The organism is Pauljensenia sp. 20925_1_27, from assembly GCF_041432835.1.
GTDB lineage: Bacteria > Actinomycetota > Actinomycetes > Actinomycetales > Actinomycetaceae > Pauljensenia.
On sequence record NZ_JAPWAH010000018.1, the window covers coordinates 16,559 to 42,269 of the forward strand.

A 25,711-nucleotide genomic window follows, 5' to 3' on the forward strand; every position below is an offset into this window, starting at 1 on the left:
GGGTGCCCTCTCGGGGCCGTAAGGCCTCTCGAAGGCCGGCCTCGGTAGGCGATTAGGCGAGGTAGAAGTATTGGCTGAGGAAGTGGGCGTTTCCGCCCCCGTCCGGTTGGAAGTACTGGGCCATTTCGGCTTGCCAGCGCGTATTGACCTCGCTGTCTTCCATGGCTGTGGCCGCCGCGCGAGCATCGTCCGCCTCGTAGTAACCGACGACGAGGCCGGTGTCCGGATCGAGGAAGAGCGAGTAGTGTTGCCACCCGGCGTCGCGCAGGGCCTGGCGCATCTCGTCCCAGACACGCTGGTGCACGTCGGCGTATTCAGCGAGTTTCTCGGGTCGCACGCGTAGGAGGAAGCAGGCTCGGTGGGGGCTGGCCTGGCTCGTCGTGGCGAGCGTGTGGGCCAGTGATGGGGTATCGCTCATGTGAAATCCCTTCATCGTTGAACGGGAATTGGTTGTGTCTATTTTAACGTGAATCGTTTCATTTAGCAAACAGGGCGCTGCACATGACAGGCGATTCACGGCATGAAGGCGGGGTTGGTGGGCACAACGAGCGCACCCACCAACCCCGTCAGAGACGACGTCAGAAGTCGTACTTGTCGATGTTGTCCGCGTTGAAGCGCACAGGGTCACCGACGACGACGGTCTTGTTCTCGCCGATCGTGCGCTCACCGAGGGTTCCGGCCGTGAACTTCTCCCCGACCTCGCCCTTGATCGCGCCGCTATCGAGCGCCGCACCCGCGTACGCGGCCACGTATCCAAGCTGCGCAGGATCCCACAGGGCAAACTCCTTGACGGTCCCATCCTTCACGAAGGAACGCATTTCGTTCGGCAGACCCAGGCCGGTCAGGACAACCTTGCCCTTGTAGTCAGAGGTCGATAGGTAGCGCGCAGTGGCGGCGATACCGACGGTGGTCGGCGAGACAATTGCGTTGAGGTCGGGGTGAGCCTGGAGCAGGCCCTGCGCCTCCTGGAACGACTTCGTGTCATCGTCGTCGCCATAGACCTTTGCGACGATCTCAATGCCCTTGTACTTGTCGTTCGAGGCGATCTCATCCTCCATGAACTTGATCCACGCGTTCTGGTTGGCGGCGTTCGCCGTCGCAGAGAGGATGGCGACCTTACCGGAACCGCCGATCTGCTCGGAGACCATGTCGAGCATGGTGATCGCAACCTGCTTGGATTCAACCTGGTTGATGAACAGGTCTCGGCAATCGGCCGCGCTGTCGGAGTCGAAGGTGACGACCTTTGTCCCGGCCTTGCGCGCATCCTGAAGCGCGGGGCATACGGCATCGGGGTCGTTCGCGGCGATCACGAGGACGTTGGTGCCCGCCTGCACCTCGGAGTTAATGAAGGAGACCTGCGAGGAGGAGGACGCCTCGAGCGGGCCGACGACGTTGACCTCGGCGAAGCCGATCTCGCCCGCAGCGTTCTTACCGCCGCCGAGCATGACGTCGGAGAACGGGTTGTTCAGCTGCTTGGGGATGAACGTGATCGACTGGGAGGACACGTCGTAGGAGCTGGAGGTATCGCTGCTGGAGCTGGACTCGCTGCCCTGCGTCGAGGACCCGCCGCCGCAGGCGGACATCAGGAGGGCCGAGGCCAGCGAGAGTGCGCCGAGTGCGGCCACACCTTTCTTCATGTGAGACATCGTTGTCTTTTCCTTTCGGGCGCACGCGCCCTGTTGCGGGGGCGTGGTGCCCCTCGTTGTGGGATTGTTAGGCGCTCGCCGCGCCCGGTGCGACGCTGACGCGAGGGGTACGCACATCAGCTCGATGAGCCAGACGTTGGCGGACGGCATCCACCAGCGATGGCGCGACGACGGAACCGATCAGGAGTAGGCCCGTGACCAGAACCAAGATGACTTCGGGAATTCGGTTGAGGCGCAGCGCGTAGTTGAGGACGCCGATCGTGAGGACGCCGCATACGCTGCCCCAGATCGAGCCTCGGCCACCGAAGACGCTGACCCCGCCGAAGACGACGGCCGCGATGACGACCAGCTCAAGGCCTTCGACGTTGTCGGCCTTCGCCGCGGAGTAGCGCAGCGTCCAGTAGATGCCGGCCAGCGCCGCCATGAGCCCCGACAGCGTCAGGGCAATGACCCGAGAACGCTTCGTGTCAATGCCGACGAACTCGGCGGCCTGCTTGGAGTACCCCAGCGCGAAGAGGCCTCGACCGTACGGGGTCTTGTGCAGCAGGAGCCAGAAGAGAATGACGAACGCAATGACGGGGATCGCCATGTAGGGAATGCCCGTGGAACCGAAGGATCCGGTGACGGCGGAGGTTGCCCACTGTGGGAAGTCGGAGATCGACTGGTCGCCGATGACGACGAGGGCGAGGCCTCGATACAGCGCGAGCGTACCGATCGTGACCGCGAGCGCCGGCAGTCCCACGTAGGCGGTCATGAATGCATTGACGAGGCCGCACGCCAGTCCGATGAGGAGGCAGATCGCGATGCTCACCCAGAATCCGACGCCCGACTGGACGAGAACTCCGAAGGATGCGCTGACGAGGCCGGCGGTGGAGGCGACGGACAGGTCGATGTCGGCATTGATCATGACGAGGGTCATGGGCAGGGCCATGAGGAGCGTCGCCGTCACGTCCAGGGTGAGGAACGTGAGCGTGCGTGGCTGGCTGAACCTCGGGATGAGGATGGTCGCGACCACGATGGCGAGGATCAGGATGAGGGTCATGTGAGAGTCTCGCGAGGAGAACACGTGTCGAATCGAGGCCATGAGGTCACGTGACGAGGTCTGAGTGGGGGTGCTCATCAGCGATCCGCTCCCTTCTTGCGCAGCGCCTCGTGGCGGCGCATTGAGCTGACTCGGTCGACGACGATCGCGATGAGGATGAGCGCACCAACGACGGCCTTTTGCCAGAATTTGTCGACGCCGACGGCTGTAAGCGCGGACGTCATGGTGGTCAGGAGGAGCGCGCCGATGGCGGCTCCGTAGGCGGTTCCAACGCCGCCAGTCATTGCAACGCCACCGACGACGCACGCGGCGACGATGTCGAGTTCCATGCCTGCGCCTGTCGTTGCGCCGACGGAGTTGAAGCGGGAGGCGTAGAGGACGCCGCCGAGTCCAACGAGCGCTCCATTGGCGACGAAAGCCGCAAAGACGCGCTTGGCGACGGGGATACCGTAGACGGCTGCGGCTGTACGGTCGGAGCCGATGGCGTAGAGGTCACGTCCGGATCGAGCGTAGCGCTGGTAGAGCGAGACGATCACGATAACGATGACCGCCAGGAGGGTGAGCAGCGGGAAGCCACCGATCGTCGCGACACCCAGGTCACCGAAGGCTTGGGGGCGGTCACCGGCGAAGTACTGGGTGGATCCTGCCCACCAGTTCAGTCCTCCTCGGAAGACGTAAAGAGTGCCCAGGGTAATGACCATTGCGGGGACTTTCGCCTGCGTGACGAGCAGTCCATTGAGTGCTCCGAGCAGCGCCCCCAGAACGATGCCCGCGATGAAGACGACGACGATGGGCAGTCCGGGGTTAGCCGCGAACAGGAAGCCCGTCGCGAAGGCCGTGCACCCGAGGATGGAACCGACGGAGAGGTCGACGCCTTCGGATTGGATGATGAGGGACTGTCCGGCGGCCATCAGCATGGCGATCGTCGCATTGAGGAAGAGGTCGCGCACTCCCTGGGCGGAGAGGAAGCGCGGGTTCATCACCCACGTCAACAGGACCAGGGCAATGAGGGCCGCGATCACCGGGAGCTCGCGCATGGACAGGAGAGAGCGCAGCTTCGATGCCGGGTGTGCCTTGGTCACTGACGAGGAGCTGGCCGGCTCCCGGCTCACCGGCGCGGAGCCGTGGATGCTGGAGGGAGGTGTCAGTGTCGTTGTCATGATGCGGCCTTTTCGTGGTCGGTTGCCGCCGTCATAATGGCGTCAGCGGTGGCTTCTTCTCTGGTGAATTCGCCGGTGATGCGGCCTTCGCACATGACGAGGACGCGGTCTGCCATGCCGAGCACCTCGGGCAGTTCTGAGGAGATCATGATGACGGCGACTCCCCTGGTGGCGAGGGTGGAGATCAGTCGGTGCACCTCAGACTTGGTTCCCACATCGATGCCGCGGGTCGGCTCATCGACAATAAGGATCTTGGGATCGGTGGCGAGCCATTTCGCCAGGACGACCTTCTGCTGGTTGCCACCCGACAGCGCGGATACGGGGGTGTCCTGGCTGGCCGTCTTCACTTCGAGGTTGGTGGACCATTCCTGCGCGACCGCTCGCTCTGTGCGGGAGTTGATGAGTCCGCAGCGAGCGAGTTTGCTGCGCAGCGTGAGGGCCGTGTTGCGGGCGACGGACAGGTCCATAACGAGGCCTTGCTTGCGCCTGTCTTCGGGGACGAAGGCGAGGCCGGCTCGGATCGCGCCCACCGTGTCGCCGAGCTTCAAGGGCTTGCCGAAGGCGGTCACTGTGCCGCCGTCCGCTTTGTCGATGCCCATGATCGTGCGCACGACCTCGGAGCGGCCAGCGCCGACGAGGCCCGCAAGCCCGAGGATTTCGCCGCTGCGGACCTCGAAGCTCACATCTTCGAAGGCGCCGTAGCGGGTGAGTCCTTCGACTCTCAGGACCGGATCGCCGATCTGCGCATCCAGCTTGGGGAAGAGCTGATCAACGTCGCGGCCGACCATGTCTCGCACGAGCTGGGCCTTCGTGGTCCCCTCCAGGTCGCGCGTCGACACGTAGGCGCCGTCGCGCATGATCGTCACGTCGTCGCACAGATCAAAGATTTCCTCCATCCTGTGCGAGATGAACATGAGGGAAGCACCCTTGTCGCGCAGCGAACGCGCGACGGAGAAGAGACGGTCGACCTCGTGCCCCGACAGAGCGGCCGTCGGCTCATCCATGATGAGGATCTTCGCGTCCAGCGAGATCGCCTTCGCGATTTCGATGATCTGCTGGTCCGCAATCGATAGGCCGTCGGCCAGCTGGGAGGGGTCGATCGGCACTTCGAGGCGGTCAAAGAGCTCCTGCGCGTCGCGCTTCATGGCCGCGTGATCGATGAGGCCGAGGCGTCCCCTGGGCTGTCGGCCCACGTAGATGTTCTCGGCGACCGTCAGGTCGGGGAACAGCGTGGGCTCCTGGTAGATCACCGAAATTCCGGCGGCCTTGGATTCCGCGGGGGTCTTGAAGCGCACCGGTTGGCCGTCGACCAGGAACTCTCCGGAGTTTGGCTGGTGGATGCCGGCGAGAACCTTGACGAGCGTCGACTTGCCGGCGCCGTTTTCACCGGCCAGGGCGTGAATGCGGTGCGGATACAGCTCGATGCACCCATCAGACATCGCGGTGAAGGAGCCGAACTTCTTCACGGCATGCTGGAGTGAGACAACTGGCCTTTCAGCTTCTCGTGTCATGTGGTCACCTCTTCGTCGAGGAATGAAACGATTCAGATAGATAGAAAGTGTGCCACACGACAATATGCATGTCAACTCTATAGGGAAGCCTTGAACTTGCCAGGAAAATTGAAGCGGAAACCTACTCGGAGATGCCACAATATGAACGTTTCATCAGTCAAGTCTCCGAAAGAGCTAGCATGACGCCGCCCCGCCGCACCCCAGAGGGCACGAGTCCACAGGACGCAACCCCTGCCTCGTCCCCCTCAACGCCCCGCAAAGCCCCCGGCGTCAAAGACGTTGCCGCTCTTGCGGGCGTGAGCGTCGGCTCCGTGTCTAACGTCATTAACCGGCGTGAGCGCGTGCGCCCCGACGTGCGTGAGCGCGTCGAGGCAGCGATCGCGCAGCTTGGGTACAAGCCCAACCCGACCGCGCAGGCCCTGCGACGGGGGACCTCGCCGCTCGTGGGCGTGGCGGTCTTCGACCTCACGAACCCGTTCTTCATGGAGGCTGCCGCTGCCATGGAGCGCGTGCTATCGCGCGAGGGTTACATCATGACGCTGTCTTCCACGCACGCCTCCGTGCGGGAGGAGCGCGACCTGCTTGAGGCGCTGGGACGCCAGGCGGTGCGCGGCGTCCTGCTCACGCCGGCTGATTCCTCGCACGAGGCCGCCACGCGCCTGGTCGAGGAGGGCACGCCGGTCGTCCTCTTCGACGCTGCTGAGGCGCCCGAGGGCCTGCCGTCCGTATCCATCGACGACCGCGCGGGGGCCGCGCTAGCGATCGAACACCTTCTGGCACTCGGACATGAGCGCATCTGTTTCCTCAATGGCCCGGCCGACATGCGCCAATCCGTACAGCGCCTCGCGGGCGTGCGGGACGCGGTCGAGCACTGGCAGCGCCTAACGGGATCGGACAGCATCCAGTTGACCGTGTACAACGCGCAGGCGTACACCGCCCAGGCAGGGTATGCGGCCACCGAAGAGGCCATTGCCAAGGCCCGGGCCGCCTCCGACGGGTCGGATCCGACCGCGGTCTTCTGCGCGAACGACCTGCTGGCCGTGGGCGTCATGTCGGCGCTGCGCGTCGCGGGAATCTCCATCCCCGGCGACGTGTCCGTCATCGGTTTCGACGACATTCCCCTGGCCGCGCAGATGCCCGTGCCGCTCACGACGATCCGCCAGCCCATGGACGAACTCGGCGAGGCGGCAGCCGAACTGCTGCTATCCGGCTCCGACGCCCCCACCCAGCACCAGACCTTCAGCCCGGTCCTCACCATCCGCGAATCGACGGCGAGGCCGCGGGAGTAGAGGGACGACACCGAGCAACACGCGTTCGCATAGTTCCCCACAAATGTCGCACGTAATTCCCCTCCCCATTATTCAAACTTTGAAATCTTACCGTTGCAATTCCAACGTTTTTGAGGCGCATACAAAACTGGTCCACGGGAATTGCATGCAAATTTTCGGGAAGAACCGGTTTCTCCCAATCGACGAGGCCGGGGTTTCGTTTTGTGGGCATACTTGCCACGCTGGGGCCTTCATCGACCCCAACACAGCAGACCAGCCTGTCAAGGCGCTAACGTATCCAGCACCGTGTAGAGTGCAATATTGTCAAGCTACAAAGGGGTGACAGACACAGCAGGATAGTCATCATCATGGGTCTCGTTCCCCACCCGCCACGAGAGAGTCCTCAACATATGGAAGCGACACCACATCAAGAGTTCAGCGCGCTCTACACATCGGAGCCCCAACTCACGCGAGCGTTGGCAGCAGAATTCCGCCACGATCCGCAAGCGACTGAACGCTACTTCTCGTCTCTGTTGGGCGTGGAGCTTGGCGAACTGACCAATGTAGGGTGCGAAAAAGATCAGCGCGTAGACATTCTTCTGGAGTTCGAGCACAAAACCATTGCCATCGAAGCCAAGATTGACCACGAGATCAGTGAGGATCAACTAGAGCGGGAGTCGGAGGTTGCCGATTACCTGATGCTGCTTCTCCTTGACGCCGATGATGCGGTGGAATACCTAGATCAGGTCGCTCACGTTCTAACCTGGAAAGAAGTACTCTCCAAGTTCCCCGACGCTCGCGTTCTACTGTCTGATGTCAAGTCCCTCCCCGCATCGAAAGTCCAGGTGGAGCGGGTGCTGCGCAAGACGCTGAAGAAGATGACGATCCCAGACGGGTGGAACCTCTATGTCAAGTGCGGCGCTAGAGGGATGCCGAGCATCACTATCGAATCCCCAGAGCTTCCTAACGGCGATTGGCTCTGCGGACAGATTCAAGTGATTGGCCAGAAGATGCCATCGTCCTTCAACGATGTCTGCCTCGAGTACCACGCTGGAACCCACGTTGAGGAAACTGACGAGTGCTATCCATCATTGGATTCGAACGTCCCGCCATCGTGGGTAACGAACGCCCAGGTTCTCTATGAGACGGTGTTGGAGGGGGATCCCAGCACGTTCGATCTCAAAACCAATAAGCCTGGCACCTCACGACGACCGCTCGGTCCGCTCCGTAAAGATCTCACGATGGAGCATCTGACAGATGCTCCTTGGCTTGCTCAGGGATACATCAACTGGGCTCTCGGCGTGCGAGCATACCCAAAACCAATCTCTGAGATCGACGACCTTGCAGATGCTGCTATGCGTCTGTTCACCGCCTGGTTCGGTGCTCTCGAAAAACGATCACGCCCGTAACGATGTGGCCGCGCCGCCGGCCTCGGCATTGCCTGAGTTCTCACCCAGGTCACGAGTGACAGCCCATTCACACGGGTGGGGGGCTCCCAAACGGGAGCCCCCACCTCTGTCACGGCGTCACAACCTCAGTACGCCAACCCCTTCGGCTGCTCCGCAAGGACAGCAAACCCCGGGTTGACGACCTCGAAGCCGTTGGCCTTGTAGGCCTCGTAGTCGAAGTTTTCGCATTCGTCGTACCCGATGCGGTGGTACTCGTAGAAGCCGTCCCAGTCCTCGTATCCGGACCCGAGCGACGATTCGAGGAAGGCATCGGCCATGGCCATCCCGGTGCGCGGGGCGACGTAGAAGGCACCCATGGCGAGCAGGTTTGCGTTGTTGGCGGCGGCGCAGCGGCGCGCGGCGGGCACGGATTCGCACACGGCGGCGTGGACGTGGGGGCACTTGGAGGCGGCGATGTGGATGCCCATGCCGGTGCCGCAGAACGCGAGGGCGCGTTCGAACTTGCCTTCGGCGATCTGCGCGCCGAGCATGAAGCCGACGCGGTGGTACATGGGCGCGGTGTCGGCGTCGGGCGTCAGGTCGGTGACGGTCCAGCCGCGCTCCTCAAGGTGGGCCTTGACGGCTTCCTTGAGGGGGTACCCGGCGAAGTCGGCGCCGACGACGACGTGCTTGTCTTTAGCTGTCAGCATGCGCGTGTCCTTTCCTGAGTCTGCGCAGTTTGGTAAAGGAGAAGAGGCCCTCGTTCATGCAGATGACGAGCAGCAGGACGCCACCCCAGATGAGGGGCCTGTAGAAGTTGGAGATGTCGGGGAACATATTCAGGCCGGAGGAGAGGACCTGGAGCATGAGGATGGACAGGAGCACGCCGCTCAGGCGCCCGGATCCGCCGTTGGGGTTGACGCCGCCGAGGACGACGATGAGGACGGTGAGCAGCGTGTAGGAGGCGCCGTAGTCGGCTTTCGCGGAGTTGTAGTTCGCGAGCATGACGATGCCGGCCATGGCGGCCATGACGCCGGAGAGCACGTAGGTGCGGATCAGCAGGCTCTTAACTTTCAGGCCTGAGAAGCGCGCCGCGGTGTCGTTCGTGCCGAGCATGAGGATCGTGGTCCCAAAGCCCGTGAAGGCGACGATGGCACCGGCGACGGCCGCACACACGAGGAACACGACGAGGGGGATGGGGACGAGGCCGGCCACCTTCCCCGTGAACACGGCTCCGAACGCTGCGGGGACGCCGGAGACGGGTTTGCCTTGGGTGAGGATGAGGGCGACGCCGCCGAAGAGCTCGAGGGTGCCCAGGGTGGCGAGGATGGGTGGGATCTTCAAGACAGCGACGAGCGTGCCGTTAATGAGTCCGCACACGACCCCGACCACCAGGGCGACGCCCAGGGCGATGAGGGTGGCCATGGCCATCGCCGAGGGGGTGACGGCCGGGCCGAGCATGGAGCGCAGCGTGAGGGCCGCGCAGATCGAGGTGACGTTAGCGATGGCGACGACGGACAGGTCGATGCCGGCGGTGAACATGGTGAACATGACGCCCAGGCTCATGAGGCCGAATTCGGGGAATTGGACGGCCATCGACTGCCAGGTGCGCACGGCGAAGAAGGGGCCAGGGCGCACGGCGGCGAAGAAGATGAGCAGCAGGAGGAAGACGATGATCAGTCGCGTCATGTAGCTGTCCTTTTTGAGGAAAGCGAGGCGCGGGGAGGCGAGAAGCGTTGACATGTGGTCCTCCTAGTGTGCGTTGCGGCGTGCGCGCATGACCTGAAGCGCGGAGACGCCGGTTCCCACGATGATGAGCAGGCCCAGGGCGAAGCCCTGCCAGAACGTCGGGATTCCCATGAGGATCATGGAGTTTTGGACGATGACGATGAGCAGCGTGCCGAGCATGACGCCCGTCAGCGAGCCCTTGCCGCCGGTGATGGCGGTGCCGCCCAGGACGACGGCCGCGATGACCATCATTTCCATGCCGAGCAGGTTGGTGGGGTGCATCTGTCCCATGGAGCAGGTGCGGACCATGCCGGCCAGGGCGGCGATGACGCCGACGAGGACGTAGAGCCAGAACTTGGTGGCGCGCACCTTGAAGCCGACGCGGGCGGCCGCGGACTCGTCGCCGCCGAGGGCGAAGAGGGAGCGTCCGAACATCGTGTAGCGGGTGACGAAGAAGGCCACCGCGACGACCGCGACGAGGATCAGGAAGGACACGGGCATGGAGGACTGCAGGCCGGAGCTTTCGTTGCGGGCGACGAAGAGGGACGCGGATCCGAAGGAGCGCATGGACTCGGGGATCGTGTTGATCTGCACGGATTTGAGTGCGCCCTGCATGACGCCGCTGAAGACGTTGGCGGTGCCCAGGGTGATGATCAGCGTGGGCACGGTCAGCCTCGAGGTGAAGATGCCGTTGAATGCGCCGAGGACCGCGCCGAGGGCGGCGGCGATCAGGAAGGGCACGATGACGGGCCCGTTCCACCCGTTGTCGACGAGGACTTTCGTGGTCACGTAGACCGCGAGGGAGGCCAGCGCGGGGAAGGACACGTCGATGCCGCCGGAGACGAGGACGAGGTGCGCGGCGACGGCGAAGAGGCCGGGGACCACCATCGCGCCGGCCAGGTCGACGAGGTTGTTCGCCGTGTAGAACTGTCCGGAGCGCGCCTGGATGACGAGGGTGAGCGCCGCGATGACCAGGAAGACCCAGAATTCGTTGGCGCGCAAGACTTTTGTGATGAGTCGGGGCATTAGTTCTCTCCCCCTTCGGTCGACGAGGCCGGGGCCTGGTCTTCGGACAGGAGCCGGGTCAGTTCGGCCTCGGTGAGGGTGTCGGGGTTGATCGGGTCGCTCAGGTGCCCGGCTCGCATGATGGCGATGGTCGAGCAGTTGGTGAGCACTTCGGCGATGTCGTCGGAGATGATGATGACGGCCATGCCTTGTGCGGCGAGTTCGCGCAGGATCGAGTGGATCGTGAATTTGGAGCCGATGTCGACGCCGACGGTGGGTCCGTTGAGGATGAGGACGGAGGGCTTGGTGGCGAGCCACTTGGCCAGGACGACCTTTTGCTGGTTGCCGCCCGACAGGGTGTTGACGGCGTTGGCCGGGTCGGGGGTGACGACGTCGAGGCGCTTCACCCACTTCTTCTCTTCGTCGCGGATGGCTTTCTTGTCGATGAATCCGAGGGCCTTGGTGAAGGATTCCATTTCGGAGATCGTGATGTTTTCGCCGATCGAGCGCGAGAGGAAGAGGCCTTCGGTGAGTCGGTCTTCGGGGACGTAGGCGATGCCGGCGGCGATCGCGTCGCGCACGCCGCGCAGGGTGACATCCTGACCTTTGACGCGGATGCGCCCGGAGTCGAGGGGGAGCATTCCGAACAGGGACATGGCGAGTTCGGTGCGTCCGGAGCCCAGCAGGCCGGTGATGCCGAGGATTTCGCCGGGTCGCACGCTCAGGGAGGCGTCGGCGAAAGCGCCGCTCACGGTTGCGCCCTCGACCTCGAGGATCGGGGACTCGGTGATGTCGCCGGGCTGATAGCGCTCCTCGTCGAAGTCGCGCCCGGTCATGTGGCGGGCGAAGCTGGCGCGGTCGAGCTCTTCCTTCGGGCAGGTGATGACCTTGTGTCCGCTTCTCAGAATGGTGAAGCGTTGCGCGATTTCGAAGACTTCTTCGAGCTTGTGGGACACGAAGAGGATCGCGATGCCGCGCGATTGGAGGTCGGCGACGATGTCGAAGAGGGCGCGCACTTCCTTCTTGGTGAGGGCGGTCGTGGGCTCGTCCATGATGATGAGTTTCGCGTCGCCCATGAGTGCGCGGCTGATGGCGACGAGCTGTTTGTCGGCGACGGAGAGGTTGCCGACGAGTTCGTCGAGGTCGACTTGGAAGCCGATTTTGGCGACGGCTTTGCGGGCGACTTCGCGCATGCGCGAGCGGTTGACGAGGCGGCGTCCGGCGGCGACTTCGCTGCCGAGCGCGATGTTCTCCATGACGGAGAGGTTGGGGAAGATGGAGAAGTCCTGGTAGATGACGCGTACGCCCGCGTCGATGGCGTCGGCGGGTGTCAGTCGCGTGAAGTCGCGGCCCCCGATGGAGACCGTGCCCTGTTCGGGGGTGTGGACTCCGGAGATGACTTTGATGAGGGTGGATTTGCCCGACCCGTTTTCTCCGGCGAGGCAGTGGATTTCTCCGGGCGCGATGTCAAGGTCGATGTCGACCAGGGCTCGCACGCCTGCGAAGGATTTGCTGACGTGTCGTACCGCCAGCACTGGGGTGTCCATGTGGTGTCCTTTCCGACGCGTGGTGCCGACCCGGGGCCGCCCCTGTCCCCCGCGGGTGTGGTACCCGCGGGGGCGTGGGGGTGCGCGAGCGTCAGTGCGCGCGCTGGGGTGGCCCGGCCACGGCCTCGTTCATTGGGACGAGGCCGTGGCACCCGGGCGGTCGTGTGCGGTGAAGCGGTTAGAAGCCGAGGGAGTCGACGTTGTCCTTGGTGATCTGGATCCAGCCGTTTCCTTCGAGGACCTTGGTGGAGCCTTCGGAGAAGTGCATGGATTCGTAGCCCTTGACGCCGAGGTTGACGCCGTCTTCGATCTTTTCACCGTTGAGGATCTTGGTGGCCAGGGATGCCATGGCGTAGCCGGCGTCCGCGGGGTCCCAGAGGGTCAGGGTCGACACGGAGCCGTCCTTGAGGATCTGGGCGTTGGCGGCGGGCATGCCCGTGCCTGCGGTGAAGACTTTGCCCTTGAGGCCGAGTTCTTCGATGGCGCGGGCGGTGCCGGGTGCGTCGAAGGAGGAGGTGCCGAGGATGCCCTTGACTTCGGGGTACTTCTTGAGGACTTCCTTGGCGGTCTGGTAGGCGGTTTCACCGTTGTCCTGGGATTCGACGCGGGGCTCGGCTTCGAGCAGCGTCATCTTGGGGTACTTCTCCTTCTGGTGGGCGACGGCGCCGTCTGCCCATTCGTTGTGGGAGGCGTTGGTGACGTGGCCGACCATGGTGGTGTAGACGCCTTCTTCACCCATGGCCTCGGCGAGGTTGTCCATGATGAACGCGCCGTATTCCGTGTTGTTGAAGGCCTCGATGTCGTACATCGTGTTCTGCTGGGAGGCGCCTTCGTGAGTGACGACGACGATGCCGGCGTCCATGGCCTGCTTGAGGACGGGTTCGATGGCGCCGGGGTCGACGGGGACGACGCAGATGGCGTCGACGCCTTGGGCGATGAGGTCTTGGATGACCTGGGCCTGCATGGTGGCGTCGGTTTCAGCGGGGCCCTTCTGGAAGGCGTTCATGCCGGTGTCTTCGGCGTACTTCTTGACGCCGGTTTCCATGCGGACGAACCAGGGGTTGGTGGCGTCCTTGGGGACGACGGCGATCGTGTAGTTGCCGTCTCCGCCACCCTTCGCGGCGGGGCTGGACGAGGATTGAGCGGTGTCGCCGGGTGTGCAGGCGCCGAGGGCGAGGGCGCATGCGGATGCGGCGACGAGGGCTGTAGCTGCGAGGCGGGGCTTCATAGGAGTCTCCTCTGTGTGGATCAACGTCGGTGTTGAGGTTGTGGTTGTGCGGCGGCTCTGCGGGGGTGCGGTGGTGCTTGGCGTGTCCGTCTTCGTTGCTGGACCTGCCCTGCGGTGCCGCGTGCGCGGTGCTGCTGCGTGCCGGGTGCTCCCGTCCTTGGGGGCGCGTCGGCGTGTCCCCAATCCTAGGCCACGCGGGTGGTGGCGTTCACTTTCCGGGTCCGTGTGGGACGAGGCCGGGGCGGGTTTTTGGGGTGTGTGTGGGCTGGTTGTGGGCTGATTTGTCAGACGTATGGGTGGGGATGTTAGTCCAGACAAATATAGTCCGATAGCGACTACGATGAACCGCTCTATTGTTTGCCGGAGCAGCGCACACTCGTGCGGTGATGCGCATCATAACTGCACATTTGTGCGATTGTGTGCGCAGGCGCGGGAGGATGTGCAGGTGCGGGCGACCGGGAACATCAGAACACGCACACATAGCACTTAGCCACAAAGTGACACACAAAGGTATAGTCACCTACATGAGCGATATCGACGTCGACCAAGAGCTGAAATAAACAAACCTGACTGTCCCCAGAACTAGGACAGACGCAAAATGATAGCTCTACACACTCAACGAGGAGGATTCGCTGGGCATGACAGGCGCTAAACAAAATCATGAGCACTACACAATAACTCGAAGACTGTTCAATGACGAAACCTTCAAAGATGTAGCAACAATTGACGAAAAGCTGACAAACTGGCCCGTCGTATACATCCTAACTTCTTCAACCGAGGTGTATGTCGGCGAGACACTTAACTACTGCAAAAGAATGAAGCAGCACCTGAAAAACGATCATAAGAGCAGCCTGCAGCTAACACATCTTATCCTGCATGATGAATTCAATAAATCGGTCTGCTTAGATCTCGAGTCAACCCTGATCGACCTATTCGTAGGAGACGGAAGACTAAGGGTACTTAACGCAAATCGAGGCATTGTTGACGCAAATTACCACCAGCGCGCATACTACCGCCAAATCTTCAACGATATATTTGACATACTTCGAAAAGAAAATAATATATTCAGCAAATCACGTTTCGACATCGAAAATTCAGACCTCTACAAGTACTCACCATTCAAAAAACTTAATCAGGAGCAAGAAGCGGTTGCTAATTCAATCTGGGACCAACTTATTGAAAGATTCGAGCGAAGAGACGAGGACTTCCAAGAAATAATCATCGAGGCACTACCAGGCACAGGAAAGACTATCCTCGCAACTTACCTAACAAAACTCTTCGCGGACTACTCTAGAGGATACACATCAGACGACGAATACATATCTTTCTCCAACGGAAATGCGGATACTGAAACACGTGCATCACAACACCGATTGAAGATCGGCCTCGTCATTCCGCCGGCACCACTGAGGTTCACAGTCAAACAAGTATTCAAGATGATTGACGGACTTGATGAGACAATGGTTCTCTCCCCATTTGATATTCCAAAGTCACTCATTGAAAATGACGAAAAATACGATCTCCTAATTGTGGATGAATCACATCTTCTTAACAAATTTGGATTCCAGGCAAACAGAAAGATGCTCAACGACTTTCGCAGATACAACAATAATCTATTTCCAGAAGAGGATCCGCACGGAGATAAACATACTCAACTCGATTGGATGCGACACTGTTCTAACAATGTCATATTCATGGTCGACATGGAACAATCAACTCAACCAGCTCACATAGATTCCTCTAACTGGGAAATGGCCATATCGAACGCAAAGCGGAGTAATCACTACTTTCATTTGACGTGTCAAATGCGCATGCAGATATCGGAAGCCGATAGATACATGTCTCTCATTAGAGCAATATTCGATGACAAGCCACTAAGCGACAATGACGTGCCCCACTTTGGCGACTATGACTTTAGAATTTTCACCAACCTAAAGGAAATGCAAGCTGCTCTATCCAGGCGGGAGAAGGAATATGGGCTTTGTCGCATGCTTGCCGGCTTTGATTGGCCATGGGTAAGCAAGAGTAATTACGGCGATGATGCACCCTACGACATTGAGCTTGATGAGATGCGATTTAGGTGGCAACGGGACCCCACATCTTGGATGCACTCTGCCGTCACTTCTGACGAAGTTGGGATGATTCACTCAGTTCAAGGCTATGACCTGAACTATGCCGGTGTCATCATTGGTCCCAATGTTGGACTAGATTCTTCTGGAAAGTACTGCGTTAATCGCCAACAGTACTGCGACGGTCGCGGGAAAGCGAACATGAATCTTTTTGGTAAGACAATGACAGATGAGCAGCTTCGCAGACATTTGGCAAATGTCTACAGAGTGCTTTTGACTCGCGGAATTCGCGGCACGTATGTTTACGCCGAAGCTTCCGGTTTATCCGAACGTTTTCATCAAATTCAGGCGATTCTCGACGCGAGGCGCAGGTAAGCATGTAAGTATCAAGGCAACACTAAGCATCATTTCTAAGTATTAACTCCATATTCTTCATGCTTCTGGCACGGTTTCAAGACCGCACCTTATCTGATGCGACCGGAATCGAGTATCATCATAAACGCTTCCACAATCCTCAACCGATAAAGCGTTTCTTTTTGTGGATACTTTCCCATCACCGCCCCACAATCCCCTTGTACCCCCACCCGCCACGCCAACTAGCTTGTGTGTCGTAGATTACCCGCTATTCTTGGTCGCATGACTGCTGCGCGCGACGACGACTTCATGGCTCTACCCGGCATGGAAGCGGATTCCACCGACACCCACCACGCTCGGGAACGTTTGTCAGATGACGCCACCCCAGGCTCGGCAAACACCTCACCAAACGCCTCCTCCAAGTCCGCGCTGGATGCCCTGCTGGATGAGTACCGTGCGCGCGCGAAGAGCGAGCGCGAGAAGGGCACGTTGTTCGAGGAGCTGACGCGCCAGTTCCTGCTCCATGACGCGCGTTTCGCGCACCAGTTCAAGGAAATCTACTTGTGGAGCGAGTGGCCGGAGCGCCGCACGGGCGACACCGGCATTGACCTGGTGGCGATCCCGGTTGACCCAAGCGCAGGCCCGGTGGCCATTCAGTGCAAGTTCTACGCATTGGGTCACCGCATTCAGAAGGCGGACATCGATTCGTTCCTATCGGCATCAGGCAAGGAGCCTTTCGGCCGCCGCATCGTCGTGGACACGTCAGGAGCGCCGTGGGGCAAGAACGCGCAGGATGCGATCGAGGGCCAGCAGATCCCGGTTTCTCGCATCACGTTGGCGGATCTGCGCGATTCGGACATTGATTGGCGTACGTATTCGCTGGGGTCGACGCAGGCGCCGAAGACCCGCGAGCGCAAGGTTCCGCAAGACCATCAGGTGCGTGCGCGCAGCGCGGTGATGGCGGGCTTCGAGGAGCACGACCGCGGCACGATGGTCATGGCGTGCGGCACGGGTAAGACGTTCACGGCCCTGACGATCGCGCGCGAGTTCGTGGAGAAGGAGGGCGGCACCGCCCGGATCCTGTTCGCGGTTCCCTCGCTCGCGCTTCTCAAGCAGACGCTGGATGATTGGGCGGCCGAGGCCGACGGCGCGTTCACGGCGTGGGCGGTGTGTTCGGATACGAAGGTGTCCTCGTCGGCGCGTAACGACACCGCCGAGGAGTCGGCGGTGGACCTGCCGATCCCGGCGACGACGGACGGCCAGCGCCTCGCCGACTCCCTAAACACGAATAACGCGACGGAGGGCCTGCAGGTCGTCTTCGCGACGTATCAGTCGATCGAGGTCATCCACCGCGCGCAGGAGATCGCGGGCGATGAGTGGCGCGATTTCGACCTGATCATCTGCGACGAGGCCCACCGCACGACGGGCGCGACGCTGACGGGCGAGGACGAGAGCGCGTTCACGAAGATCCACAGCAACGAGTTCATTCGCCGTGCGAAGACCCTGTACATGACGGCGACGCCGCGTATTTTCGCGGAGAACGCGAAGAATAGGGCGTCGGAGAAGGACGCGATCCTGACCTCGATGGACGATCAGGAGACCTACGGTCCGGTGTTCTTCCGCCTGGGCTTCGGCCAGGCGGTGAAGGAGAACCTGCTGACGGACTATAAGGTCATCATCCTGACGGTCAGCGAGGAGGAGGTGTCGCAGCACTATCAGGCGATCGCCGAGATGGGCGGCGAGCTGAACCTCGACACGGCCGCGAAGCTGACGGGCTGCTGGAACGCGCTGGCCAAGCGCAAGAATCGTGGCTCGGACGTGGACTACGGCGAGGATCGCGCGCCGATGCGCCGCGCGGTGGCCTTCTGCAAGGACATCAAGGCCTCGAAGGCGGTCGCGACGCAGTTCCCGGACCTGGTGAACGGTCCCTTCGGCCTCAGCGACCTGAGCAACGACGATGCATCGGATAACCTGCAGGTCGAGTGCCGCCACGTGGACGGCACGATGAACGCGGCGGTGCGTGCGCGCGAGATGGACTGGCTGACCGAGGGCGCGGGCACGGACGAGGTCCCAGTGTGCCGCATCCTGACGAACGCGCGCTGCCTGAGCGAGGGCGTGGACGTGCCCACGCTGGACGCGGTGCTCTTCCTATCGCCGCGCAAGTCGCAGGTGGATGTCATCCAGGCGGTGGGCCGCGTGATGCGCCGCGCGGAGGGCAAGGATTTCGGCTACATCATCCTGCCCGTGGCCGTGCCGGCGGGCATGGCGCCGGAGCGCGCGCTGGACGACAACAAGCGCTTCCAGGTCGTGTGGCAGGTCCTCAAGGCCCTGCGTGCCCACGACGAGCGCCTGGACGCGGCGATCAACTCGATGGAGCTCAACGGCCAGGGGCCGGAGAACATCATCGTCGAGCAGGTCTCCCTCGAGAAGGCGAAGAAGCAGGACGATCCGCTGGGTGGCAGTGCGCCCGATGGGGACGAGGCCGGGGCCGGGTCTTCGGGGTCCGGCGCGGACGGGGTGGCCCAGGGTATCCAGGGTCAGCTGACGCTGCTGCCATCGGATTGGAAGGAGTCGGTGTTCGGCCGGATCGTGAAGAAGGTGGGCTCGTCCCTGTACTGGGAGGACTGGTCCAAGGACATCGCGACGGTCGCGGACCGCTACATTCACCTTATTGATCGGCTGCTGGAGGAACCGGAGCGCCAGGACGCGTTCCAGGAGTTCGTGAACGCGCTGCGCGCGACGCTGAACCCGGCCGTGGACAACGAGTCCGCGGTGGAGATGCTGGCCCAGCACATCCTGACGGCCCCGCTGTTCGACGCGATGTTCCCGGATCATTCGTTCTCGAAGCAGAACCCGGTGAGCCGCGCGATGAACACGATCGTAGAGATGCTGGCGTCACACTCGATGTTCGAAAACGAGCGCCGCGAGCTGGATTCCTTCTATCGGGCGATGGTCGAGCGCATTGAGGCCGTGCACACCCTGGCGGGTAAGCAGGAGATCATGCGCACGCTCTATGATCGCTTCTTCTCCCAAGCCTTCCCGCGCATGAGTGAGCGCCTGGGCATCGTCTTCACGCCCGTCGAGGTCGTCGACTTCATCATTCGCAGCGCGGATGACGCGATGCGCACAGCATTCGGCCAGAGCCTGGGGGATCCGGGCGTGGCCATCATCGAACCTTTCGCGGGCACGGGTACGTTCGTGGCGCGCCTGCTGCAGCTGGGTGTCATCCCGCCCGAGTCTCTGGAACACAAGTACAAGAACGAGATCTTCGCGAACGAGTTCGTGCTGCTCTCCTACTACATCGCATCGATCAACATCGAGCAGGTCTACCACCAGGTACGCGCCGAACAGGGCGTGGACGAGGGCTACGTCGAGTTCCCGGGCATGACGCTGACGGACACCTTCCAGCTGCACGAGGGCGACGGCACGATCACCGAGGACTTCGAGGGCCTGGCGGCCAACAACGAGCGCGCGAAGGCGGAGAAGGACTCGGCAATCACGGTCATCGTGATGAATCCGCCGTACTCAGCAGGCCAGAACAGCGCGAACGACAACAACCAGAACCTGGCGTACCCGCGCCTGGACGAGCGTATTGCGGATACTTACGCAGCTCAGTCAACCGGAGCAAACAAGAACAGCCTGTACGACTCCTACTTCCGTGCCCTGCGCTGGGCATCGGACCGCATCGGGGAGCGAGGAGTCATCGCTTTCATCTCCAACAGCTCTTTCGTAGATGGCAATTCTGCTGACGGCGTTCGCCTGTCGCTGCAGGAAGAGTTCTCGCAGATCTTCATCTATAACCTGCGTGGCGGTATCCGAGGAAAAATGGGAGATGCCGCAAAACGTGAAGGTGGAAACATCTTCCCCATCATGACGGGTGTCGCAATTAGTGTGCTCATCAAAGACCCAGCACACACAGGTATCGCGGAAATCTTCTACGCGGAGGCGGAGGACTACGCGACACGACAGGAGAAGCTCGACCAGATCGGTGCCTACGGATCGATCGAGGGGATCAGTGGGGTGGATGCGTTCCGACCGGTCACGCCCAACCAGCACGGCGACTGGATCAGCTCTCGCGACGAGCGCTTCGCAACCTTCCAGGAGATTGGAAACAAGACGCTGAAAGGCAAAGAATCAACGCCCGCCGTATTCCGACAGTATTCTGCTGGGCTCCAAACTAATCGAGATGCATGGTGCTGCGGTTTTTCCGCAGACAACATCATCACCAACATATGCAAGTTAATTACAAATTATAACGAAGGAATCAAAAAGAATGAACCTGATTTTGATGCCACCAAGATCTCATGGACACGCTCCCTAAGAAGACGTTACGAACAGAATAAGCAACTCAAACAAGATAATGGATCTATCCGGCAATGCGCATATCGACCATACATCCGACAATATCTTTATTGGTCTTCAGATCTAATTGAATACACGAACCAGGTTCCCCAATTTTTCCCAACAGAAGCACACCAGAACATCACTCTTGTTTTACCTGCAGGACCATCAGCAGCACAATTTTCGCCAATTGTTTACACGCTAATACCTGCCGTAACCCCTAACGGCGGAAACCAAATGTTCGCTCTCTACACCTGGGAGCCCCTCTCCCCCACCTCCGGGAGCGAACCCGACCTGTTCGCCGACCTGGCGACCTCCTCGGAGAGCAGCTCGGATGGGGCGGCCACGGCCTCGTCCCTGGATTTCTCGCGGCCTGTCGGCGACCAGATTCCGGTGATCCTGGACGGGTATCGCCGCGTCGATAACGTGACGGACGCGACGCTGGCCTCGTACCGGGAGCACTACGGGGATGCGGGGATCACAAAGGAGGACATTTTCTTCTACGTGTATGCGCTGCTGCATCACCCGGAGTATCGGGAGCGCTACGAGGATGATTTGAAGAAGATGCTGCCGCATATTCCTCGTGCGGCGGGTTTCCACACGTATGCGAGCGTGGGCCGTGAGCTGGCGGACCTGCACGTGAACTACGAGCGGGTGGAGCCATATCCGTCGGTGCAGGAGGAGGCGGGCCTGCACGCGCCTGCGGACCCGTGGGAGCGCTACCGGATCGGCGAGCGCAAGATGCGTTTCCCGAAGCTGGGGCGCCGCGATAAGGACTTCACGCGCTTGGAGTACAACGACTACGTGACGCTGACGGGCATTCCGGCCGAGGCGCAGGGCTATTCGATTTCGGGCCGGAGCCCACTCGAGTGGATCATCGACCGCTACCACGTGAAGACGGACAAGGCGTCGGGCATCGTCAACGACCCGAACGATTTCCTGCGCGAGCAGGGCCGCCCCGACGCGGTCGTGGACCTGATCAAGCGCCTGGTCACCGTCTCGATGCGCACCCAGGAGCTCCTGGCGACGCTGCCACCCCTTGAGATTCCGGAGGCGCAGAACTGAGTTCCGCGCGGACGTACGGGCTCGTTCCGTGGGCGTACTGCCTCCGAGCCTGAGAGGCCAGCGGTCCGCGGTTCCAAAGGGCGCACGTCAGTGAACGACAAGTGGCGGTGAGGTTCTTAGGGCCTCACCGCCACTGTCACGTATCGGGTTTGTTGCGCCTACGTGCGGTGGTCATGCTGCACCACCCAATCCGCAGCCGGAGAAACGGATACTCTCCACTGACCACCCCGCCATGCCGCAAGCAGCTAAAGTCGTCGCCCTGCCAGCGTCAACATTCTGTCTTGATCCGGGCGGTCGCCCGTCGATCCGTTTTCATTCAGCACGCCACCGAAGCCCGGAGCGACTCAGATAAGTCCACTCTCACGGAGCATACGAATCTCTCTGATAGTCTCCCTAACCTCAGACTGACAGCCATTGGTTTGGCCAATGTAGAACGCTCGTAACCCCTTACTTTGCAACAGCTGCGTGACGAGAACTGCGGAGATACCTGCCTGCGAGAAGACGAAACAGACGAGCTCACTGTCGCGTATCGAAGCCTTTGAGAGGAAGGAATCGACGAGCTGACCGGCAACTTCATCGTAGTCATCAGCCTTGATTTGTTTGGCTTCAGACTTCTGCAGAGTCGCAACCTCATCGGTCATAGCACCATGATCAAGAAGCATCTGCACACGATCTGTCGTACCCATGAAGGGGACTTGATGGCGCTTTCGGATGGTCGCATCAAGGAAGATATAGTCTTTACCTTGCTCAACGCAGTATGGAATCGCAGCAAGCGGAACACGTTCCACATTGTATCGGAGAGCCGCAGCCGCACTTCGAATGTCACATCCAAGGCGCCAGTATAAGAGCACCATCACCATTAGCAACATTCCCAAAAAAGCATAAGCAGAACACCAAAGCAAATAAATTGCAGCATCAATAAACTGCTGCTTCTCAGGCACAGGTGTTACAATTTTCTGCAATGCTGTGATCGACGTAAGAATAACAAATACTAGAAATGCAATAATCAGCGCCACAAGTTGATCCCGAGTATTCCTACTAAATCGACTTGCACGCTTATCAAGAATATATGAATGAATGAGATCTTTTGCAATTTCAAATGTTAAGTTCTTCTTCACAGAATTTAGTGTTTCATTTTTGGAACTGAGAGCACCACGCTTTTGAAATACGCTCGCATACCTCAACCCCTTCATCTTACGGCGACGACCAAACCATAATCCAAATTCGGAACCGTTCCTCAATTTTGCATACAATTCAGCCCCTACCTTGAGGAACGTTCCAAGCGCCACAAGGGCACCAAAGCACTTTGCAAAAAAATCAACCCATTCCATGACTACTCCTTCGTTAGTCGGATCATGTCCGCATCGACAGTCTCATAGACACTTTATCACCGGTGATTACACCACCCACACAAGTGTCAAACCATGAACAGCCCACGGCAAGCTATGAGTTAGTCAAGCGTTAAACAATTTAATCGATCAACTTATCGCCACTAACACGCCCGATGCGCATTGACTCTGATGAGATGTACGTCAGCGCCTTTTAGACACCCAAGCTCGCCTCAAACCCAACCTGCCAAAACCCCATGTCGAGCAGCTTCATCTGCGGATAGATGAGGTCATCAGTCCGCATTCCGCGCCGCGCTTCCTCGAGGCGGTCGTTGTGCTCCTCGTAAAAATCCACAAGTTTACGGATCGACCCCGGGCTGTATTCCTGAGTCGTCACCTTGTATGTCGCAACGCCATCCTGAAAGAACCTGTCATACGCGGGCACGCACCCGAGCGTTCCCATGAGTATTTTCGTGATGAGGACCGGCGACACAGAAGACACAACCTTACGCCCGGCGACCTCATCGCGTATCGGCCCGAAATGGGCGGCGATGAATATGTTCAGCTCCTCGAGCCTGTCCTGAACCTCGTCCTCCCGCAGATCCCCACACGCGACCCCAAACAGGCAGTCATATTCGGACTTCAGGATCTCCTCTACGACGGGCACAAGCACCTTGTAGTCCTTCTGAAGCAGGAAGGACGAACCCCGATACATCCCCCAGCTCGCCAGGTAGAAAGCGAGGTGCAGGCTCAAATAGTCGAAGTCCGGGGACGAGTCGGTCCGCGCATCTCGAAACACGCGATAGCAATGCTCCCACGAGCGGGAGCGCCCATTCTCATTCGCGCGCGCATCGTCGTAGAAGGTCTGCGCAGCACTAATCAACTCATCGATGGCTTCCATACTTTTCTCCTTGTGTCTCCACGGAAGGCCTCTCTTCCTCGAGAGCCGCATTTGTTTGAGCGGTGCCCCTCTGGGCGTAAATTCCGATGCGGCAGATCGACCACCACATCGAGCAACCACGCGACCCGTCTTTCCAAGCCTCGTTAAGCGACACCGCTTCATTTTTCGATAACCATATCGCACGGAGCGGGCACAACGCAGCCATTTGGGAGACTGCAACTCAACATCATCGCTCCCTGACAAACCGGGAGAGCTCCCGTACCCACATCTCACGACGAGGCCGGGGCCAGGCATGCACATCCGTGCGGTTTCGGGAATGCGGATGGGAGGATGTGCGTGATGGTTGCGCAGCATTCTTAGTGTTTCGTGCTGGTTCTGCGCGTACCCTGAAACAGTAGGGCGCGCTCCCAACGACGGGGGTACGCCGCAGGGCACCTCACCGTGGAGGAGTACAACGCCATGACGGTTCCACCATTATTCGACCACCTCGACACCGAGGATGAGGATCAGCTGCGGCGCGACGCCGCGCGACAGGACGCGGGCTTCGGGGCCACAGCCGGGCCGGGGGTTGGTGACGACAACCCGCCCGCGGGGGCTCATCCCCGGCTTTGGGCGTGGCTGCACGTCGAGCCGTTCTATTGGACGATGCGCGTGGTCTACGTGTGCCTCGCCGCCGGAGCCATCTTCGCCGTCTACATCAACGGCGTCGCCGAAGGCTGGTGGCACGCCTGGGGCGAAAAACCCAGCGTCGCGGCCACAACCCCCGCCACGCAGCCCACACCCGCACCATCAGTGTCGAGCGAGGCGGCCATGTCTGGCGGCTACCAGATCGGCCCCGACGGCGTCCTCGTACGCCCCACCCAATACGCCGCAGACACCTACACCAAGCCTGAGTTACCCGACGAAGCCAAGGAAAACACCGAACGAGGTGCAGAACTCGCAGCCGAGTACGTCGTTGAGACACTCACATACGCGTGGAACACCGGTGATACTCAGCCCTTTGCAGATATAACTGAGGCCGGAGTTAAGTTCCATGATTCAACTATCGATAGCGTCAATACGGCTTATAGAAATGGTTGGGTCTATGGTAATACGTCATCCATTACAGGCATCCTATCTGTTGAACCAATTACAGATTCAAAATGGGATGCGCAACCCGATAGCATTGGCGTCATCTTCAAGGTTGCAACTACCAACGGAACAGCATGCATGGGACAACGAATTATTGTCAGTGACTCCCCGTTTGATGTGCGAGTAGTTCTATTTATGACATGGAAAGAAGGACGCTGGATTGCTACCGAGGGGAGCATCTCGGACTATGAAGAAAAATAGAGTGCCGAGTATTGGCATAACGATTCTCACAGCAACAAGCCTATATGCTGTTGTTCCTGCCACATTGGCCAACGATACGTCGTACCCAACTCCGAGTTCGTGTTCCGGTAGTGAAAGTTCGCAATTTGGAATGTGCAGTACAGGACAGCAAGACGCTGCAGAAGCATACGCAAACGATCATCAGCCAGCACAAACTCCTGGACATCAGCAGTCATCCAATAGCCCATCAGCCGTCAGTGATCAACGGGCGCTGTATACCGCCGAATTATCGATTCCTGATGAGGCTAAGCGTTACTGGGATTGGGCAAAGTGTGCCTCAGTTTCAATCGGAACCGCACCCAACGACGCACGAGTATCTGACGAAGACTGCACTCTCCCACCCGAACTTGCCATGGCAGGGTTTACCCGTGACTCCGAGGCTGTGCCCACGACTCGCGAGATTCTGTTGGCCGCATCCACACTCATCCACGCTGACGGTGCTGGCTTGCGCAAGCGTCCCAATGGCGTCTCGTACACGAACAAGTACATCCCCACCCTCGTCTCAGCCACCAACCCGACCCAGACTCACGTCATCAACCTGCTCGGACACGACATCACCATCACCCTAAAAGCCACCAACTACGAATGGGACTGGGGAGACGACACCCCACACACCATCACCGCCTACCAAGGAATGGCCTTCGAAAAGGGCATGGACCCCAACAAGGACCCCAGGCTCATCCGCCACTACTACACCCCGCCCAACGGGTGGCGCTCACGCTTCGACGGCCCCTACCCCAACGCCACACGCACCATCAC

18 protein-coding genes are annotated in these 25,711 nt (G+C 60.3%); 6 read left to right on the top strand and 12 right to left on the bottom strand.

What is annotated here, in order from left to right:
* Positions 1 to 52: 52 nt before the first annotated feature.
* The 5 genes from O3684_RS08640 to O3684_RS08660 form a co-directional block, all read right to left on the bottom strand.
* Positions 53 to 418: an L-rhamnose mutarotase gene (locus tag O3684_RS08640; protein WP_500066345.1), complete on the bottom strand. Its 366-nt coding sequence runs from the start codon at positions 416 to 418 to the stop codon at positions 53 to 55.
* Positions 419 to 578: 160 nt separating this feature from the next.
* Positions 579 to 1,637, bottom strand: a complete 1,059-nt coding sequence (gene rhaS / locus O3684_RS08645) for a rhamnose ABC transporter substrate-binding protein (protein ID WP_500066346.1) — start codon at positions 1,635 to 1,637, stop codon at positions 579 to 581.
* Positions 1,638 to 1,713: 76 nt separating this feature from the next.
* Positions 1,714 to 2,766, bottom strand: a complete 1,053-nt coding sequence (locus tag O3684_RS08650) for an ABC transporter permease (protein WP_500066347.1) — start codon at positions 2,764 to 2,766, stop codon at positions 1,714 to 1,716.
* Positions 2,766 to 3,848, bottom strand: a complete 1,083-nt coding sequence (locus O3684_RS08655) for an ABC transporter permease (protein ID WP_500066348.1) — start codon at positions 3,846 to 3,848, stop codon at positions 2,766 to 2,768. Before O3684_RS08655 ends, O3684_RS08650 begins: the two co-directional genes overlap by 1 nt.
* Entirely contained in the window at positions 3,845 to 5,359 is a 1,515-nt protein-coding gene (locus tag O3684_RS08660) for a sugar ABC transporter ATP-binding protein (RefSeq protein ID WP_500066349.1), read from the bottom strand. Before O3684_RS08660 ends, O3684_RS08655 begins: the two co-directional genes overlap by 4 nt.
* Before the next feature lie 179 nt (positions 5,360 to 5,538).
* On the opposite strand from O3684_RS08660, the gene O3684_RS08665 reads away from it, so the two are divergent.
* Positions 5,539 to 6,648 carry a LacI family DNA-binding transcriptional regulator gene (locus tag O3684_RS08665; RefSeq protein WP_500066351.1) on the top strand — a complete coding sequence of 370 codons (1,110 nt, stop codon included), beginning with the start codon at positions 5,539 to 5,541 and terminating at the stop codon, positions 6,646 to 6,648.
* Between the two features lie 389 nt (positions 6,649 to 7,037).
* Positions 7,038 to 8,036 carry a hypothetical protein gene (locus O3684_RS08670; RefSeq protein ID WP_500066352.1) on the top strand — a complete coding sequence of 333 codons (999 nt, stop codon included), beginning with the start codon at positions 7,038 to 7,040 and terminating at the stop codon, positions 8,034 to 8,036.
* Positions 8,037 to 8,161: 125 nt separating this feature from the next.
* Here O3684_RS08670 and O3684_RS08675 read toward each other — a convergent pair whose 3' ends face one another.
* From O3684_RS08675 to O3684_RS08695, 5 genes are all read right to left on the bottom strand, one after another.
* Positions 8,162 to 8,725 carry an RpiB/LacA/LacB family sugar-phosphate isomerase gene (locus tag O3684_RS08675; RefSeq protein ID WP_500066354.1) on the bottom strand — a complete coding sequence of 188 codons (564 nt, stop codon included), beginning with the start codon at positions 8,723 to 8,725 and terminating at the stop codon, positions 8,162 to 8,164.
* Positions 8,712 to 9,758, bottom strand: a complete 1,047-nt coding sequence (locus O3684_RS08680; protein ID WP_500066356.1) for an ABC transporter permease — start codon at positions 9,756 to 9,758, stop codon at positions 8,712 to 8,714. Before O3684_RS08680 ends, O3684_RS08675 begins: the two co-directional genes overlap by 14 nt.
* Positions 9,759 to 9,767: 9 nt before the next feature.
* Entirely contained in the window at positions 9,768 to 10,769 is a 1,002-nt protein-coding gene (locus O3684_RS08685) for an ABC transporter permease (protein ID WP_500066358.1), read from the bottom strand.
* Positions 10,769 to 12,295, bottom strand: a complete 1,527-nt coding sequence (locus O3684_RS08690) for a sugar ABC transporter ATP-binding protein (protein ID WP_500066360.1) — start codon at positions 12,293 to 12,295, stop codon at positions 10,769 to 10,771. The genes O3684_RS08685 and O3684_RS08690 overlap by 1 nt, the downstream gene beginning before the upstream one ends.
* A 178-nt stretch (positions 12,296 to 12,473) precedes the next feature.
* Positions 12,474 to 13,523: an autoinducer 2 ABC transporter substrate-binding protein gene (locus tag O3684_RS08695; protein WP_500066362.1), complete on the bottom strand. Its 1,050-nt coding sequence runs from the start codon at positions 13,521 to 13,523 to the stop codon at positions 12,474 to 12,476.
* Between the two features lie 638 nt (positions 13,524 to 14,161).
* On the opposite strand from O3684_RS08695, the gene O3684_RS08700 reads away from it, so the two are divergent.
* Both O3684_RS08700 and O3684_RS08705 read left to right on the top strand, forming a co-directional pair.
* Positions 14,162 to 15,967, top strand: coding sequence for a DNA/RNA helicase domain-containing protein (locus O3684_RS08700; RefSeq protein ID WP_500066363.1), 1,806 nt, complete (start codon positions 14,162 to 14,164; stop codon positions 15,965 to 15,967).
* Between the two features lie 261 nt (positions 15,968 to 16,228).
* Positions 16,229 to 21,352 (top strand): type ISP restriction/modification enzyme, encoded by a 5,124-nt coding sequence (locus tag O3684_RS08705; protein ID WP_500066365.1) that lies wholly within the window; start codon positions 16,229 to 16,231, stop codon positions 21,350 to 21,352.
* 344 nt (positions 21,353 to 21,696) lie between these two features.
* Here O3684_RS08705 and O3684_RS08710 read toward each other — a convergent pair whose 3' ends face one another.
* Together O3684_RS08710 and O3684_RS08715 are read right to left on the bottom strand one after the other, a co-directional pair.
* The gene (locus O3684_RS08710; protein ID WP_500066367.1) at positions 21,697 to 22,683 is read right to left on the bottom strand and encodes a hypothetical protein; all 987 of its coding nucleotides are present in this window, start codon (positions 22,681 to 22,683) and stop codon (positions 21,697 to 21,699) included.
* A gap of 211 nt (positions 22,684 to 22,894) precedes the next feature.
* Positions 22,895 to 23,581, bottom strand: a complete 687-nt coding sequence (locus O3684_RS08715; protein WP_500066369.1) for a hypothetical protein — start codon at positions 23,579 to 23,581, stop codon at positions 22,895 to 22,897.
* A gap of 459 nt (positions 23,582 to 24,040) precedes the next feature.
* On the opposite strand from O3684_RS08715, the gene O3684_RS08720 reads away from it, so the two are divergent.
* Together O3684_RS08720 and O3684_RS08725 are read left to right on the top strand one after the other, a co-directional pair.
* Entirely contained in the window at positions 24,041 to 24,913 is an 873-nt protein-coding gene (locus O3684_RS08720; protein WP_500066371.1) for a DUF6318 family protein, read from the top strand.
* A 391-nt stretch (positions 24,914 to 25,304) separates the two neighbouring features.
* On the top strand, positions 25,305 to 25,711 hold a 407-nt coding region (locus O3684_RS08725), incomplete at its 3' end, for a hypothetical protein (protein WP_500066373.1).

Bases quoted from the DNA above. Each gene is read 5' to 3' on its own strand.
- O3684_RS08650 (WP_500066347.1), bottom strand. From the start codon at position 2,766: ATGAGCACCCCCACTCAGACCTCGTCACGTGACCTCATGGCCTCGATT.
- O3684_RS08710 (WP_500066367.1), bottom strand. From the start codon at position 22,683: ATGGAATGGGTTGATTTTTTTGCAAAGTGCTTTGGTGCCCTTGTGGCG.
- O3684_RS08705 (WP_500066365.1), top strand. From the start codon at position 16,229: ATGACTGCTGCGCGCGACGACGACTTCATGGCTCTACCCGGCATGGAA.
- O3684_RS08670 (WP_500066352.1), top strand. From the start codon at position 7,038: ATGGAAGCGACACCACATCAAGAGTTCAGCGCGCTCTACACATCGGAG.
- O3684_RS08685 (WP_500066358.1), bottom strand. From the start codon at position 10,769: ATGCCCCGACTCATCACAAAAGTCTTGCGCGCCAACGAATTCTGGGTC.
- O3684_RS08665 (WP_500066351.1), top strand. From the start codon at position 5,539: ATGACGCCGCCCCGCCGCACCCCAGAGGGCACGAGTCCACAGGACGCA.
- O3684_RS08640 (WP_500066345.1), bottom strand. From the start codon at position 418: ATGAGCGATACCCCATCACTGGCCCACACGCTCGCCACGACGAGCCAG.
- O3684_RS08715 (WP_500066369.1), bottom strand. From the start codon at position 23,581: ATGGAAGCCATCGATGAGTTGATTAGTGCTGCGCAGACCTTCTACGAC.
- rhaS (WP_500066346.1), bottom strand. From the start codon at position 1,637: ATGAAGAAAGGTGTGGCCGCACTCGGCGCACTCTCGCTGGCCTCGGCC.
- O3684_RS08700 (WP_500066363.1), top strand. From the start codon at position 14,162: ATGACAGGCGCTAAACAAAATCATGAGCACTACACAATAACTCGAAGA.
- O3684_RS08720 (WP_500066371.1), top strand. From the start codon at position 24,041: ATGACGGTTCCACCATTATTCGACCACCTCGACACCGAGGATGAGGAT.
- O3684_RS08690 (WP_500066360.1), bottom strand. From the start codon at position 12,295: ATGGACACCCCAGTGCTGGCGGTACGACACGTCAGCAAATCCTTCGCA.
- O3684_RS08675 (WP_500066354.1), bottom strand. From the start codon at position 8,725: ATGCTGACAGCTAAAGACAAGCACGTCGTCGTCGGCGCCGACTTCGCC.
- O3684_RS08695 (WP_500066362.1), bottom strand. From the start codon at position 13,523: ATGAAGCCCCGCCTCGCAGCTACAGCCCTCGTCGCCGCATCCGCATGC.
- O3684_RS08680 (WP_500066356.1), bottom strand. From the start codon at position 9,758: ATGTCAACGCTTCTCGCCTCCCCGCGCCTCGCTTTCCTCAAAAAGGAC.
- O3684_RS08655 (WP_500066348.1), bottom strand. From the start codon at position 3,848: ATGACAACGACACTGACACCTCCCTCCAGCATCCACGGCTCCGCGCCG.
- O3684_RS08660 (WP_500066349.1), bottom strand. From the start codon at position 5,359: ATGACACGAGAAGCTGAAAGGCCAGTTGTCTCACTCCAGCATGCCGTG.